This window comes from Roseibium sp. 10G30-5, assembly GCF_055809635.1.
Map to the genome: position 1 here is coordinate 2,979,499 of NZ_CM147918.1, position 15,405 is coordinate 2,994,903.

The following is a 15,405-nucleotide window of genomic DNA, read 5'->3' on the forward strand; positions in this document are numbered from 1 at the left end:
TGATTTTGGACAGCTCTGCGGCACCAGCGGAGGAACTGGTTACCAAGACAATAAGGGCAAAACTTAGGAGCAGTCGGAATGCTTGGCTGAAAACGGCTGACATAAGGGGTCCATAACTTCTCTGTGAAGGTCAGCTTCTCGCCCGATTGGTTAAATTAGTGTAACAATATTAGATAAATACTTAGTATTCCTGCCAAGTGTTCGCGTCTTGCAGGCAGTTGTCGCCGCAATGCAACATGATCGGGTTCAGTCGGAGCAAGATACCGTTACGCCAGGTTTCAGTCAGCCTGGTGCCGAGGCTGGAGATGAAGGTCTGCACTTGGCGTCAGAGTACTTGGCGGCGGCCTTTGAAAAAGCGCTTCAGCAGATTGGCTGCTTCGATTTCTGCAATGCCGGAATAGACTTCCGGACTGTGATGGCAAGTGGGGTGGTCATAGAACCGTGTCCCATGTTCCACTGCCCCGCCTTTTTCATCGCCTGCGCCATAGTAAAGTCGGCGGATGCGCGCGAAAGAAATCGCTGCGGAGCACATCGGGCAGGGCTCCAATGTTACATAGAGATCGCAATCTGGTAGCCGTTGTGATTGAAGTTTTTGCAGGCCTGCCGAATGACCAGAACCTCGGCGTGGGCCGTCGGATCGTTTTGTTCCAATGTGCGATTGCCGTCGTGGGCCAACACCTTGCCCTCGTGTACAAGTACGGCACCGACTGGAACTTCACCCCGCGCTGCCGCTTTTTGGGCCTCGGCAAGGGCGATTTCCATGAAGCTTTGACTGGTTTCTGGCATGGTGAAAGATCTTGAATGCAAGGTCGGACTGATGAAGGAGGCGCAGGACGTCGCCAAGCTGACGTATCGTATTGCCGCGTATCACGATAGCCCGACATGAAAAAACATGAAACTTGCTGATTCCAGAAAGTCGCAAGCTCTGCTATGAGGCGGATATGACCACAAGACAACCTCCCAAGAAGGGTTTTGGCCGCGATCGCTCCGAACGGAGCGCAGGCGGGCCGAAACGCTCATCGGCTGCGGGCGCGAACAAGCCCCCACGCGGCCCCCGTAAGGATGCAACCGGCGGCCCGAGCAAGATCGCGGCTGGCGGTGCACGCAAGGATGGCGCAAACACCGCGCGCGCCGCGGCGACATCTGCCGTGAACGCCGATGTCGCAGGCAAAGGCGAGCGTATTGCCAAGGTGATGGCGCGCGTCGGGCTGTGCTCGCGCCGCGACGCTGAGGCCTGGATTGCTGATGGCCGTGTCGAACTGAACGGCAAGACACTGGATACGCCCGCTGTGACCGTAGGGCCGCGCGACAGGGTCGTCGTTGATGGTGAGCCGTTGCCGATGCGCGAGCGTACCCGCCTCTGGCTGTACCACAAGCCACGTGGACTGGTGACGACCAACCGGGATCCGGAAGGCCGCAGGACTGTCTTTGAAAAGCTGCCGTCGGACCTGCCGCGTGTTCTCGCTGTTGGTCGTCTGGACATCAACACCGAAGGCTTGCTGCTTTTGACCAATGATGGCGGTTTGGCTCGTGTGCTGGAACTTCCGGCAACCGGCTGGCTACGCCGCTACCGCGTCCGGGCCTTCGGCAAGGTGACGCAGCCGCAGTTGGATGCGCTGGCCGACGGGGTGGCCATTGACGGTCTTCTTTACGGCTCCATCGAGGCGACCCTCGACAAGGAACAGGGCGATAATGTCTGGATCACCGTTGGTCTGCGTGAAGGCAAGAACCGCGAAGTGAAACGGGTGCTGGAGCATCTGGGTCTCGCGGTGAACCGGTTGATTCGGCTGTCCTTCGGTCCTTTCCAGTTGATGGAACTGGAGGAAGGCGGAGTACGCGAGATTCGTGGCCGCGTCTTGCGGGACCAGTTGGGTGACAAGCTGGTTGAAGAAGCTGGTGCTGATTTTGATGCGCCATTGCTGCATCAGCCCAAGCCGGAAGCCGAAAAGCGTGTCAGTACACGTGGGGGCGACAAGGATCGCAAGCGGGACGGGGCGACAAAAGGCGGCTGGGTTTCCGCGCGTGAAGCCTCCAGCCTGAAGAAGCCTAAATATAAGAGTGGTGCCGGTGCTTCTGCTGGTGGACGTGGCGGGGATCGCGAAGAAAGCCGTGATCAACCGCGTAAGCCAAAAGTCAAAGTGTCTCCACGTGGCCGTTTCAGAACCGAAGGCACGACACCGCGCCCGCGTGATGATCGTGCCGAAGGGCCGCGCCGTGACCGGGGTCCGACTCGCCGTATCTGGGGAGACGATGGTCTGCTCGATGACAAGGGGCAGGAGCGTCGCGCCGGGCAACAGGATGCTGCCAAGGCAGGGCGTCGCGGGGATAGTGGACCTCGTGGTGAAACCAGCCGCCGCAGTGAGGGCGGACATCGCAACGAAGGGGGCGCGGAACGCCGTGGAGGCAGTAAGCCGGGGGGCGTGGCGAGCGTCCGCCGCATCGTGACGAGAAGCCACAGCGTCGTGGCAATGCCCAGGGCCGTAACTCGGATGGTCCAGGCGGTGGTGGTCGTGGAGGAGCCCCGCGTGGTGATCGCAAGCCGTCGCCGGGTCGTTCCGGTCCTCAGGGTAGCCGGGGGCGTCGGTGAGAATAGTCGCCGGTCGCTTCAAGGGCAGTGCGCTTGCAACGCCCAAGAGCAACAGCACGCGGCCGACGTCTGATCGGCTGCGTGAAAGCTTGTTCAATATCTTGTCACATGGGATGGACGTCACATTTGACGGACTGCGCGTGCTGGATCTTTTCGCAGGCACGGGCGCGCTAGGCTGTGAAGCCATCAGCCGTGGCGCGCGTCATTGCACCTTTGTGGAAGAAGGGGCGGAGGCGCGTGGCGTTATTCGCAGCAATATGGAGGCTTTCGGCTTGAATGGGGCCGCCAAGATCTTGCGACGCGATGCAACGCGTCTGGGGGGCGGGAACCATTGAGCCATTTGATCTGCTGTTTGCTGATCCGCCCTATGACAAGGGGCTGGGTGAGTTGGCTCTGGCCTCGGCGCTCGAGGGAGGGTGGCTGAAGTCAAACGCTGTCTGTGTGCTGGAAGAGCGGGCCACCGCCGTTATCGAAGTCCCGGTCGGCTTTGACGAGATCGACCGACGCAATGCGGGCGATAGCCAGCTTGTATTTTTGCGGCTGACGGCTTCGAAATAAGGTCTGACGAGGCGGGCGGCGCCGAGGAAGGCGTCATCGACAAGAAAAAGGCAAACGATTGCAGCGTTGACGCAATCGTTTGCCAGTTAAGGATGCATGGGAGGAAGCATCCTGGCTTGCGTTGGTGCCCGTGAGAAGGAGGGGAACAGACACCGGCGCATCACATGAACCAAAACCTCACGATCTGTCGATCAAGGCAGTGCTGTCAGCAGCGGTGCAGACTGACGGGCTTGGGTGCGTAGCGGTCGGAGCGGAAGCGCTCTGACGACAGGAAAACGCCCGGGTTCTGAGCCTGAAAATAGATCAGTTCACCTGCGTGGCCACTCTCGCGCACAAGCGATTGCTTGCTGCACAAAGCTGCGACCATCAATCCCAGAGCACGATAGTGTCCTCTGCGGTAACAGTAGACCGCAAGCTGGCTACGAACCGTTTCATCGAAAGCGGAGACCGTTTCACGGATCTCATCCTCGGAATAATTTCGTAGATCGTTGAGCAGCTTGTCCGAGACGGGACAGGCGTCAACGTCAAGCGACGTTTCAACAGTCATCATCGTCCGTCATCCCCCAAATGGAATAAGTAGACACTAGCGATGAAGGGGTTAAAGAGTTATTAAATCTAACTTATTTTAATTAAAATTGTTTATGTATTTCTACGTGAGCGCAAGTTTACTTACGTCATTCTTTTGTAACAGTTCGATCTTCTCAGCAATTTTACGCTTGGTGAGTTCCTTGAGGTGGCGGCTGTCATCGAGAATTTTTTCCGTCTTCAGAAAGTCGAGCAAGCGCACTTGGTCATCGACCGGACCGACGAGGATATCAGGCGTATTGAGCTTGAGTTTTTGCGTCGTAATTGTCTGCATCAGGATCTGGGGTGCGCCGAAAAACGCATCGACGCTTGAAAGATGTTCGATGTCGTGACGCGGCACGGGCCGTCCGACCACATCGCAGGCGACTGTCAGATCACATTCCGTTGGTAGCACATCAAACGGCAGCGGATTGACTACACCGCCATCAATCAACACACGGTCATTGTGCGAAACAGCTTTGAAAATGCCGGGAATGGCGATGGATGCAGCGACCGCTTCGATCAGGCCACCATGGCTGAGGACCGTTTCATCGCAGGAATAGAAATCAGTGGCGACCACATACAGCGGTATCTTCAGCTCTTCAAAGGTTTCTGGCAGATGCATGGTAACGAATGCATCCAGAATCCGGGATGGGTCAAATGGCATGAGGCCACCTTCGAACCATCCGGTCAGTCCACGGGGTCGAATTTTCCATAGCGCCGACAGTGGGCCGGAGTTGGGGCCGAAGGTTTCAAGCGCAATCTGGCGCAACTCTGCACCGCTGCGACCTGAGGCATAAGCGGCACCCAGAATCGCGCCGATGGAGCAGCCTGAGATGGCATGAGGGGTGATTCCAAGGTCATCAAAGGCCTCAAGAACCGGAATATGGGCCATGCCGCGGGCACCACCGCCTCCAAGGGCCAATCCGATCTTCGGTTCACTCATGACATGCCTCTGATTGCTCTGTGTACGGTCTCAACCCTTCTTACAACTGCGCACCAGGGGGTGGTTTCAAGTTTTCTTGCAAAAATGGCAAAAGCTGATGTGCCGTGCGCCTTATCCTGTGCAATCACTGGCAAAACGGCATCAAAAACCCGCCCTGCCAACGTTGGTCAGAGCGGGTTTGAACCATTGCAAATGAGGTGTGAGAAGCGCACCAATCAGATATGGGGGTTGGGTTCCGTTTCGCGGGCAATCGCACGTTGGCCAATGTCCGTCCTGTAGAAGCCCTCTGGCCAGTCGATGCGCGCGAGGGCGGCATAGACCTTGGCCCGCGCTTCGCCGACTGTTTTGCCGCGAGCGGTGACATTGAGAACGCGGCCACCGTTTGCCAGCAGATGCGCATCGCCTGATTTGGTGCCGGCGTGAAAGATCTCCACGTCGGGCACGAGTGCGGCATCTTCAAGATTGTTGATCTGAGTGCCTTTCTCGTAGGCTCCAGGATAGCCCTTTGCGGCCATGACCACCGTAAGCGCGGCTTCATCAGACCATTCGGCTGTGACCTGATGCAAGGTTCCCTTGGCAGAGGCTTCAAGCAGCGTCAGCAGATCGCTTTTCAGGCGCATCATCAGCACCTGACATTCCGGGTCGCCGAAACGGGTGTTGTATTCGATCAGCTTCGGGCCGTCGGCACCGATCATCAGGCCTGCATAAAGCACGCCCTTGAACGGAATGCCGCGCCGAGCCATCGTTTCCGCAGTTGGAATGATGATCTCGTTCATGGTCCGCTCAATCAAGGCGTCGGTCATGACGGGAGCAGGCGAGTAGGCGCCCATGCCGCCGGTGTTGGGGCCGAGGTCACCGTCGAAAGCACGCTTGTGGTCCTGCGCTGTGGCTAGGGGCAAGACGGTCTTGCCGTCAACCAGCGCAAAGAAGCTTGCTTCTTCGCCGGTCAGGAATTCCTCAATCACGACTTCAGAGCCTGCGTCACCAAAGGCGCCATCGAAGCAGGTCTCAACCGCTTCAAGTGCTTCGTCCAGCGTCATGGCAACAACAACGCCCTTGCCTGCGGCCAGACCATCGGCCTTCACGACAATCGGCGCGCCCTGCTGGCGCACATAATCGAGGGCGAGCTCCTTGCTGGTAAAGTGGCCATAGGCCGCAGTCGGAATACCCGCCTCATCACAAACGCCTTTGGTGAAGGTCTTGGAACCTTCCAACTGTGCGGCTGCCTTGGAGGGGCCAAAGGCAGCAATGCCAGCCTTTTCCAAATCGTCGACAAGCCCGTCAACGAGGGGAGCTTCCGGCCCGACGACCACAAGATCAATTTCGTGATGCTCACAAAAGGCAATGACATCGTGGTGACTGGTAACATCCACTTCCACCAGCGTGGCGTTGCGGGCAATGCCGGCGTTGCTAAGGGTGACGTACAGCCGCGTCAGTCGGGCAGATTTTTCAAGCGCCCATGCCAGTGCATGTTCACGGCCACCAGACCCGATGAGAAGAATGTTCATGGACGTAACGTCTCCTGTTCAACCAGCCATCAGCCCCCAGAAGCGCCGACGGGCCATGCCGGTTCAATCGCGTTGATGCAGCAGTCACATGGGGTGTGCCGCAAGGTCTGGCGATCTAACACAACTGAACCGCAAAGAACAATCGCTCACACGCACTCTCGCAGACATATGGGCTTGTGACGCATGACAGGATGGGGGGCAGATGTTAGAGATGAAGCGAGAAAGTCCTCATCTTGACGCAAATTAGGTGGTGCAGAGACCCGTCATGTTTTTCCAGACCAAAGATACCGGCCCCGTCTCCGATGCTCTCAGCAAACATTGGGTTGATACTCGCATGCCGGGCTGGTTTCGTCCTTATGCGCGTCTTGCCCGTCTGGAGCGCCCGGTCGGTTGGTGGCTGTTGTTGTGGCCGTGCTGGTGGTCGGCGGCGCTGGCGGCCATCGCGGGTGGCGCAGCCTTCCCCAATATCTGGAATCTTGTGCTGTTTTTCGTTGGTGCTGTGGCCATGCGTGGTGCGGGCTGCACCTTCAACGATCTCGTTGATGAAGATATTGACGCCAAGGTGGAGCGGACCCGGTCGCGGCCCATTCCCGCCGGGCAAGTGACGCGCAAACAGGCGATGATCTTTTTGATCTTGCAACTTGTTGTCGGGCTTGTGGTGCTGCTGCAATTCAACACCTATACGATTGGTCTCGGCTTTCTGGCAGTGGTGCCGGTGGTCATCTATCCTTTCATGAAACGCTTTACCAACTGGCCACAACTTTTCCTTGGCACTGGCGTTTTCCTGGGGGGCGCTGATGGGGTGGGCTGCAAGCTTTCAGTCGTTGGGTTGGACGCCGATCCTCCTCTATATCGGCGGTATCGTCTGGACCATCGGCTATGACACGATTTATGCACATCAGGACAAGGAAGACGACGTTCTGGCCGGCGTGAAGTCAACGGCGCTGCTGTTCGGCGACAAGACGCGCCCGGCCATCATTGCGTTCTATGTTGCCGCGACCGCCCTTTTTGTGGCTGCAGCCGCAACGGCAGGTGCCGGGCCGGTCGCCTACGCTGGCCTTGCGCTGGGCGCCGGGCATCTGGTCTGGCAGGTGGTGCGGCTTGATATTGATGATCCGGATCAGTGCCTGAAGCTCTTCCGGTCCAACATCAATTATGGCTGGATTCTGTTTTTGGGCTTTGTGCTCGACGCTGTCGTCACCAACGCTTTTTGATCAGGCGGGTAAGCGAAAGCGCGTGCCCCGGGCGCTAGGAGCGAGCGATGATTTCACGGGCATTGCGATAAACCGGGGTCTGGCCCTGCGAGGAGCCGCAGCGGCGACGGTTGAGGAAGCGCGGGCGACGTCCGGTCAACAGCGCCAACTTGCGGCGCGGCGTTGGTGCCCCGCAGGGAGCTGCACTGTAGGATTCAATCGGATTGACCTTGCCGTCGCAGTCATGCACCAGCATCGGCAGACCAAGTTTCTTTGACCAGGACACCCACAGGGGCGCAAGGTCTTCGGCATTGGCCGAGGTGAAGAGCGTGATCCATTGATTCGGGTCTGCGTGTTTCAGGACCAGACGGGCGCAAACGCTGCCGGGAAGATCGCCCGGCTCAACAGCGACCATGACACCTTCATAATCTGCGTCGGGAATGTCGATCTGTGTAGGTTGGGTTGCGTGTCTCGTGTGGTCGACCCCATGGTTGGCGACCGTTAGCGCGGGACAATATGGTGCGGTGCTCATTGTTTCCTCCGCGCGGATAGGCGTGCGTGACGGTGTGCTTTGCAGGCAGACATCATGATTGTCATTCAACAGTGCGGATTGTCCGAGGGACTGCTGATGATCTTGTTTCGTTTGATGGTTCACAGGGTCACTCCGTCGCGTCCAGTTTGTTGCCCGCAAGGTCTTGCTGACACCCCTATGAATAGGCCCTGCGTCGTACCCATCGACTTAAAAAACAGAGTTAAAAAAAGCCTTATTTTCAAGAGGGTTACTCTTTTCTCAATGGTGCATTTACGAAGGTATAACCCCGCCTTTCCATCGTCTTAACCGGCTGTCCAAGGGGTTTGATTATCTTGGTTTTTTACAATGGCCAAAATGACCGGCCGGGCGGACGGGACGTCGCTTTGCCGCCTTGTTTTTGGGCCATCAAGGCTCTTGCCCTTGTTCGGGCATCGTCCTAGGGTCCGGCGCAATTCGATCAACGGGTTAAAGCCCCTTGGAAAAAGCCTTGCAGGAGTAATGCGACGCCATGGCACACGAAAGCATCAATCAAAAAGAGCTGGAGACGCGCGCGGCGGCCCTTGTCGAGGCAGCCAAGCGGGCCGGGGCTGATGCATGTGATGCCGTGGCCGTAACGGGTATGTCCCTGTCCGTTGGAGTACGGGAAGGCAAGGTCGAGGAAACGGAGCGCTCCGAAGGCAATGATCTGACGCTGCGCGTCTTCATTGGAAAAAGTGCGGCCTCCGTCTCCGCCAACAGCTTTGATGATCCGGCGGCGCTCGCCGAGAGGGCTGTCGCCATGGCGCGAGTCACTCCCGAGGATAAGTTTGCAGGCCTTGCAGATCCATCGCGCCTTCTGACGCAGTTTCCGGACCTGGAGTTGCTGGACGATGCTGCGCCCGACGCTGAGACTCTGACGCGCATGGCAATGGCCTGTGAGGAGGCCGGTCTGGGTGTCACGGGCGTGCGTACTTCAAGCGGGGCATCGGCCTCGCGCTCACTCGGTGGGCTGGTTCTGGCCACAAGCCATGGTTTTCTCGGCAGTTACAGTGTGTCGCGCTACGGCGTGTCACTGACGGCTGTGGCAGGCGAGGGGACGGTAATGGAGCGGGATTACGATTACGATTCCAAAACCTTCTTTGCGGATCTCGATGATCCGGGGGCGATCGGTCGACGTGCTGGAGAGCGGGCGGTGAAGCGTCTCAATCCGCGCCAGATTTCGACTCGCACCACCAACGTGCTTTATGAATCGCGCGCCGCTCGTAGTTTGCTGGGGCATTTCGCGGGTGCTGTGAATGGCGCTGCCATTGCCCGAAAGACCAGCTTCCTGCGCGATCTGATGGGGCAGCAGATCTTCGCAAAAGGAATTTCCATCGTCGATGATCCCTTCAAGCCTCGCGCAGCGGCCACACGTCCCTTCGATGGCGAGGGAACGGGTCCGCAGCCACTGCATATGGTCGAGGATGGTGTTCTCAAGCATTGGTTCCTGGATGGGGCTACCGCACGGGAATTGAACCTTGAGCCTAATGGACGTGCGCATCGCGGTGGGGCAGGCACGTCGCCGGGTAGCACAAATCTGACGCTGCAACCGGGACAGCAGACACCCGAGGAGATGATGCGTGAATTGGGTGAGGGGCTTCTGGTCACCGATCTGATTGGCCACGGTGTCAACGGCGTTACCGGCGATTACTCTCGCGGCGCTTCCGGGTTCTGGTTTGAGAATGGCGAGATCGCTTATCCGGTCAGCGGCATTACCATTGCTGGAAATCTCAAGGACATGTTCACACGGCTGCAGCCCGCTTCTGATCTGGATGACAGATATTCGGTGGCAGCTCCCTCGATTCTGATCGAAGGCATGGCATTGGCGGGGAACTGACATCGTGACCATGGAGCAGCAGAACGAGCAGGATCTTCTGCTTCTGGAAGAAGCAGCGCGCGAGGCCGGCGAAATTGCGCTGACTTTCTTTGGTGCCGATCCACAGACCTGGTGGAAGGAAAACAATTCACCGGTCTCGGAAGCCGATCTGACAGTCGACCGGTTTTTGGCCGAACGCCTCTTGGCCGAACGTCCGGATTACGGCTGGTTGTCAGAGGAGACGGCGGCCACCGATGCGCGCCTTGAGTCGAAGCGCTGTTTCATTGTCGATCCGATCGACGGGACGCGTGCGTTTCTCGCCGGCGGGACAGAGTGGACGATTGCGCTGGCCGTTGTGGAGGCCGGGCGCCCTGTCGCTGCGGTTGTTTACTGTCCTGTTCGAAAAGAACTCTTTAAGGCAATTCCCGGAGGAGGCGCCTCTTGCAACAATGCCGTGATTGGCGTATCGCCACAGGAAACCGTCCAGGGTGCAAGGTTGACCGGACCACACTCGGTTGCGGCCAACAAGGATGTTCAGAGCGCGGGTTTCAAGCGAGCCGAGGGCATTCGGTCTCTTGCCTATCGCATAGCGCTGGTGGCCGATGGGCGGACAGATGTTGCTGTTGCCCGAGCATCAGCAAGTGACTGGGATCTTGCGGCAGCCGATCTTCTGGTTGCGGAGGCTGGTGGTCATTTATGCACGCTTGAAGGAACTGGCCTGCTGTACAACCAGCAGGTGACGCGACACCCCACGTTGGTCGCGGCGCCATCCGGACTTATCAAAACGGCATGTGACGTCATCGCCCGTGCCCTAAGCTAAAGTGCATGTTGCAGTTAAAGGAGAAAAGAGACTCCCATGAGCGATACCACAAATTCCAAACAGCTTCTTCATCTCGTCTTCGGTGGCGAGTTGGTGTCTCCTGAGGGGCTGACCTTCAAGGACCTCAAAGATCTTGATGTCGTCGGCATCTACCCGAATTACGCCGAAGCTTACACAGCCTGGAAGTCAAAGGCACAGGCAACGGTCGACAATGCCCACATGCGCTATTTCATTGTCCATATGCATCGATTGCTGGACCCGGAAGTTCCGGCCTGATTTTTCTTCACTATGAACTGACAAGGGCTGACCTAAGCCACCCTTTTCGGTTTTGCCTGTTTCAGCCTGGCCCGGATTTTGGTTCGGACCGGGCTTGTTTTACGTTGTGATGGCTCCGAGCTGGTTGTCAGGCGCTGGAAACTAAGGCTTGATATGGCCTACCAGCGCTGCCTTGGCTGCAAATGACGATCTCCAGCAGACGTCCAGTCCGGGCGCGGCTGGCAGACATGATGACGGGTCCGAAAGAGATCCGGTTCAATCAGGGGATGAAAGACAGAGCGTGCCGCTTTTCCTGTTTCTATATCTGACGCTCTCCCGGTTTTCTTCTCCGGTCTACCGCGTAGTGCATTGGTACCGGGTCCGGAAGGGCAAGGCGGATACAACGCGTAAGGCCGAACGCTTTGGTATCACGGATCTGTCGCGTCCTGCCGGTCCGCTGGTGTGGATTCATGCGGCCAGTGTTGGCGAAACCAATTCTATCTTGCCGTTGGTGCGCAAGCTGGTTGCAGATGACATTTCGGTCGTGCTGACCACGGTGACCAAAACGGCGGCGATTGTGGCTGAACGCAATCTGCCCGAGGGGGCGCTGCATCAGTTTGCCTGCTACGATAATCCCGCTTTTATCAATCGGTTCTTGAACCATTGGCAGCCTGATGCTGCGATCATGGTTGAATCTGAAATCTGGCCTGCGACCTTTGCCACCCTCAACCAACGATCCATCCCGCTGGTTCTGGCAAATGGCCGGTTGTCGCACAACAGCTTTCGAGGCTGGCAGCGTTTCAAGACCTCCGCCGCCATGGTTTTCGGCTGGTTGGATCTGTGTCTGGCCCAAAGCGACGCTGATGCAGAACGATTTCGCGCGATTGGCTGTCGCAATGTGCAGATGCCATGGCAATCTCAAGTTCGATGTGATGCCGAAGCCTGTCGATGAGCCGGAGTTGGCGCGGCTGCGTCAGGACATCGGCGCACGCCCGTTGTGGCTTGCTGCGTTAACCCATCCAGGGGAAGATGAAATTGTGCTTGCCGCACATCGCAGCCTTTTGCAGCGCTGGCCCGAGGCGTTGCTTGTTCTTGTGCCACGTCATCCGGAGCGGGCTGCCACGATCGAGGCACTGGCGCGCAAGCAGGGGTTTGTCGTGCAGCGTCGGTCGACTGATGCGGTGTCTCTCTCGGGCGTTCAGGTGTATCTTGGGGATACATTGGGTGAAATGGAGCTTTTCTACGCGCTCGCTGATCAGGTTTTCCTTGGCGGATCTTTTGCCGAGGTGGGGGGGCATAATCCGGTTGAAGCGGTCTTGCAGAAGTCGGCGTTGGTCACAGGCTCGCGTGTGCCGAATGCGCGTCCTGTCTATCGGTCGCTGTGGCAAGGAGATGCGGCTGTGCGTCTGGAAACGCCGGATGATCTGGCCGGGCAGATTGAATGGCTGATGACACATCCACACGAGGCAGAGCAAATGGCGCAACGCGCAGAGCATATCGTAGTTGACGGGCAGGGCGCTCTGATGCGCACGCTTGAAGCGCTTGAGCCGCTTCTGGTCAAACTGAAACAGGATGCCGCCAAATGAGAGCGCCGTCATTCTGGTGGCTGGAACGTCCCTCGCTGGCCCGGCTGCTGTTGTCGCCCATGGCCTTTATCTACGGGGCTGTGGCGGGGCGCCGCATGGTGCGCCCGGCCAGCAGCAACACGATCATTCCGGTCATTTGCGTTGGTAACTATGTCGTTGGCGGAGCTGGAAAAACCCCGTTCAGCCTTGAACTCGCGCGCTTGCTGCAAGACATGGGCAGACATCCGGGCTTTTTGCTGCGTGGCTACGGCGGCCAGCTCAAAGGACCGCATCTGGTGGACATGAACATCGACACAGCGGAACTGGTCGGTGATGAAGCCCTTCTGCTGGCTGAGGCACAGCCGACCATTGTGGCCGCCGACCGTAGCGCGGGGGGCGCATTTGCCAGCCGGTTGGCCTCTGAGGGCATCATTGATGTGCTGATTATGGACGACGGCTTTCAAAACCCGACGCTGCATCGTGATTTTTCAATTGTTGTCGTTGATGCTGCAACGGGGGTTGGCAATGGAGCGTCCATCCCGGCAGGCCCTCTGCGGGCTCCTTTGCGCCGACAACTCAGTAAGACGGATGCCTTGTTCGTCGTTGGTGGCACACCGGATGACGGTGCTTTGCCGCGTCGCCTGCAGCGTGTGATCAAGAAATTGCGCAAGCGCGAAATCCCCATCTGGCGCGGTTCAGTCGAGCCGCGTGACGCCGACAGGCTTGCGGGCAGACCGCTGTACGCCTTCGCAGGGATTGGTCGACCGCAAAAGTTTTTTGATACACTTGGCAGCGTTGGCCTTGATGTGGCCTTGAGCCGTGGGTTTGGCGATCATCATGTCTATTCAGAGGAAGACGCAGAAGGTCTGCTGCGGTTGGCGCAGGACAAGGGCCTGACGCTGGTCACGACCTCGAAAGACATGGTCCGGCTGAAAACCGCCCGAGGAGCAGCCTTGCGCAAACTGGCAGCACAGAGCGAAGTGCTGGATATCTCCATGCGGGTCAAGGATACAGACGCTCTGCTTACGGAAATGAAGCGCATTCTTTAAGGCTTCCGCCGGGGACTGCGCTTCAGGATTTGCTTTGGTGATATGGTCGCAAGCCAGCGTTTGCGAAGCCACCGGCAGAGCAAGCCGGCAGTTCTGGCGAGGCGTCATCTTACTTGTCGTTTATTTCCTTGAAGCGTTTCTGCGACGCAATCGGGTCGACATAGGCTTCTTGCAGATCAACGGACCAGTATTTCAACTCGTCGAGCGGGATCGAAGTGTTCGTGACAGAGCAACGGACGAATGTTCCGGGGCTGACGACCTGAAAGTCGCCATCAAGATAGCGCACTTTGGCTTCCTTGGGCGGTTTCGGCGTGTCGAAAATATTCATGCAGTCAGGTCCATTTCAGGCAAGGCGCGGTCGGCGAAGGTGCCGGACGGCGTCGAAAAATCTTGCGCGGAGCATAAGACTTTGGGTCAGGCGGGGCAAGCGTGGCAGAGCGCACTGTCACATGATCCACCATCGTACGGATGAGGTTTTCATTCCATTCCGATCCCTGTAGGGTCGGGCCACCAAAAAGCGGCCATCTTACTCCTCGCGTCGCATCTCTGACACCAGCAGGATTTCCCATGAGCGATTTCAGCACTGATCTCATCGAAGCCTCCGGTCTTGGCCTTGAGACCGCGCAGCGGATTACGGCTGATGCCCTGAAGGGGGCAGACGACGGAGAATTGTTCTTGGAGTATCGCCAGAGCGAAGGTCTGGTGTTCGACAATGGTCGCCTGAAGGGAGCCAATTACGATACGTCGCAGGGCTTTGGACTGCGCAGCGTTGTGGGTGATGCCGCAGGCTATGCCCATTCTGGTGAGATGAGCGAAGAGGCGCTAAAGCGCGCTGCTGATGCTGTTTCCGCCGTCAAAACCGGCCATAGCGGCACCTATGCGACAGCCCCCGCCCGAACCAATCGTTCACTGTACTCGGACATCAACCCTCTGAGGACACCAACCTTTGAAGCCAAAGTGGCTCTTTTGCAGGAAATTGATGCCTACGCGCGAGCGCTTGATCCACGCGTGCGTCAGGTGACAGCCTCTGTTGCAGCGTCGTGGCAGATCGTCGAAATTCTACGGGCCGATGGTCATCTGGTGCGTGATGTACGCCCGATGGTTCGATTTAGCGTCAGCGTGGTTGCGGGCGACGACACACGGCAGGAGAGCGGCTCTTTTGGCTGTGGCGGACGGGAAGGGTTCGACCGGTTTCTGACGCCTGAAAACTGGCAGGGTGGCGTCAATGAAGCGCTGCGTCAGGCGCTCGTCAATCTCGATGCGGTTCCGGCCCCGGCGGGGACATTCGATGTTGTGCTTGCCTCTGGCTGGCTAAGGCATTCTCCTGCACGAAGCTGTCGGGCATGGACTGGAAGGTGACTTCAACCGTAAGCAAACCTCCGCATTCTCGGGCCTCATGGGGCAACGTGTAGCCGCGCCCTGGCGTAACCATCGTCGATGATGGCACGATCGCGGACCGTCGCGGGTCGTTGACGGTTGATGATGAGGGAACACCAGCCTCCCGCACGATGCTTATCGAAGATGGGATCCTCAAAGGATATATGCAGGACCGGCAGAATGCCCGTTTGATGGGCATGGAGCCAACCGGCAACGGGCGTCGTCAATCCTATGCACATATGCCCATGCCGCGGATGACCAACACGGTGATGCTGTCAGGCGACAAGACGCCGGAAGAGATCATCGCCTCAATGGATGATGGCCTCTACATGGTCAATTTCGGCGGCGGTCAGGTGGACATCACCTCGGGCAAGTTTGTGTTCTCCTGCACCGAAGGGTACCGGGTTCGAAAGGGCAAGATCGAGGAGCCGGTGAAAGGCGCGATGCTGATCGGCAATGGTCCGGATGCCCTGACGCGCATTTCGATGATCGGGAATGACATGAAGCTGGATCCGGGCATTGGCACTTGTGGCAAGCAGGGTCAGGGCGTGCCCGTTGGCGTTGGGCAACCCTCCATGCGCATCAACGGTCTGACCGTTGGTGGAACGCAGGTCTGA

12 protein-coding genes and 4 pseudogenes are annotated in these 15,405 nt (G+C 58.0%); 10 read left to right on the top strand and 6 right to left on the bottom strand.

What is annotated here, in order from left to right:
- Positions 1 to 325: 325 nt before the first annotated feature.
- A pseudogene (locus AC0L7U_RS15135) lies at positions 326 to 762 on the bottom strand (nucleoside deaminase).
- Positions 763 to 941: 179 nt separating this feature from the next.
- Here AC0L7U_RS15135 and AC0L7U_RS15140 point away from each other — a divergent pair.
- Both AC0L7U_RS15140 and rsmD read left to right on the top strand, forming a co-directional pair.
- On the top strand, positions 942 to 2,660 hold the full coding sequence (locus tag AC0L7U_RS15140) for a pseudouridine synthase (RefSeq protein WP_473691817.1): 1,719 nt from the start codon (positions 942 to 944) through the stop codon (positions 2,658 to 2,660).
- Positions 2,584 to 3,145, top strand: a pseudogene (gene rsmD / locus AC0L7U_RS15145) (16S rRNA (guanine(966)-N(2))-methyltransferase RsmD). Before AC0L7U_RS15140 ends, rsmD begins: the two are co-directional and overlap by 77 nt.
- Positions 3,146 to 3,350: 205 nt before the next feature.
- Here rsmD and AC0L7U_RS15150 read toward each other — a convergent pair.
- From AC0L7U_RS15150 to purD, 3 genes are all read right to left on the bottom strand, one after another.
- Positions 3,351 to 3,695: a hypothetical protein gene (locus AC0L7U_RS15150; RefSeq protein WP_473691818.1), complete on the bottom strand. Its 345-nt coding sequence runs from the start codon at positions 3,693 to 3,695 to the stop codon at positions 3,351 to 3,353.
- A 99-nt stretch (positions 3,696 to 3,794) separates the two neighbouring features.
- Positions 3,795 to 4,655, bottom strand: a complete 861-nt coding sequence (locus tag AC0L7U_RS15155; RefSeq protein ID WP_473691820.1) for a patatin-like phospholipase family protein — start codon at positions 4,653 to 4,655, stop codon at positions 3,795 to 3,797.
- A gap of 215 nt (positions 4,656 to 4,870) precedes the next feature.
- Complete coding sequence (gene purD / locus AC0L7U_RS15160; protein WP_473691822.1) at positions 4,871 to 6,163, bottom strand: phosphoribosylamine--glycine ligase; 1,293 nt, start codon at positions 6,161 to 6,163, stop codon at positions 4,871 to 4,873.
- Between the two features lie 265 nt (positions 6,164 to 6,428).
- Here purD and ubiA point away from each other — a divergent pair.
- A pseudogene (ubiA, locus tag AC0L7U_RS15165) lies at positions 6,429 to 7,377 on the top strand (4-hydroxybenzoate octaprenyltransferase).
- Positions 7,378 to 7,411: 34 nt separating this feature from the next.
- Here the strand turns inward: ubiA and AC0L7U_RS15170 are convergent.
- The gene (locus AC0L7U_RS15170; RefSeq protein WP_473691823.1) at positions 7,412 to 7,888 is read right to left on the bottom strand and encodes a DUF6101 family protein; all 477 of its coding nucleotides are present in this window, start codon (positions 7,886 to 7,888) and stop codon (positions 7,412 to 7,414) included.
- A 508-nt stretch (positions 7,889 to 8,396) separates the two neighbouring features.
- On the opposite strand from AC0L7U_RS15170, the gene AC0L7U_RS15175 reads away from it, so the two are divergent.
- From AC0L7U_RS15175 to lpxK, 6 genes are all read left to right on the top strand, one after another.
- Positions 8,397 to 9,743: a TldD/PmbA family protein gene (locus tag AC0L7U_RS15175; RefSeq protein ID WP_473691824.1), complete on the top strand. Its 1,347-nt coding sequence runs from the start codon at positions 8,397 to 8,399 to the stop codon at positions 9,741 to 9,743.
- 10 nt (positions 9,744 to 9,753) lie between these two features.
- Positions 9,754 to 10,542, top strand: coding sequence for a 3'(2'),5'-bisphosphate nucleotidase CysQ (locus AC0L7U_RS15180; RefSeq protein WP_473695854.1), 789 nt, complete (start codon positions 9,754 to 9,756; stop codon positions 10,540 to 10,542).
- A 36-nt stretch (positions 10,543 to 10,578) separates the two neighbouring features.
- Positions 10,579 to 10,818, top strand: a complete 240-nt coding sequence (locus AC0L7U_RS15185; RefSeq protein ID WP_473691826.1) for a DUF4170 domain-containing protein — start codon at positions 10,579 to 10,581, stop codon at positions 10,816 to 10,818.
- A gap of 280 nt (positions 10,819 to 11,098) precedes the next feature.
- On the top strand, positions 11,099 to 11,749 hold the full coding sequence (locus tag AC0L7U_RS15190) for a 3-deoxy-D-manno-octulosonic acid transferase (RefSeq protein WP_473691828.1): 651 nt from the start codon (positions 11,099 to 11,101) through the stop codon (positions 11,747 to 11,749).
- Entirely contained in the window at positions 11,661 to 12,383 is a 723-nt protein-coding gene (locus AC0L7U_RS15195; RefSeq protein ID WP_473691830.1) for a 3-deoxy-D-manno-octulosonic acid transferase, read from the top strand. The genes AC0L7U_RS15190 and AC0L7U_RS15195 overlap by 89 nt, the downstream gene beginning before the upstream one ends.
- Positions 12,380 to 13,411 carry a tetraacyldisaccharide 4'-kinase gene (gene lpxK / locus AC0L7U_RS15200; RefSeq protein ID WP_473691831.1) on the top strand — a complete coding sequence of 344 codons (1,032 nt, stop codon included), beginning with the start codon at positions 12,380 to 12,382 and terminating at the stop codon, positions 13,409 to 13,411. The genes AC0L7U_RS15195 and lpxK overlap by 4 nt, the downstream gene beginning before the upstream one ends.
- Positions 13,412 to 13,520: 109 nt before the next feature.
- Here lpxK and AC0L7U_RS15205 read toward each other — a convergent pair whose 3' ends face one another.
- Positions 13,521 to 13,739 (bottom strand): DUF2093 domain-containing protein, encoded by a 219-nt coding sequence (locus AC0L7U_RS15205; protein ID WP_473691833.1) that lies wholly within the window; start codon positions 13,737 to 13,739, stop codon positions 13,521 to 13,523.
- A gap of 239 nt (positions 13,740 to 13,978) precedes the next feature.
- Between AC0L7U_RS15205 and tldD the strand changes: the two are divergent.
- Positions 13,979 to 15,405, top strand: a pseudogene (gene tldD / locus AC0L7U_RS15210) (metalloprotease TldD).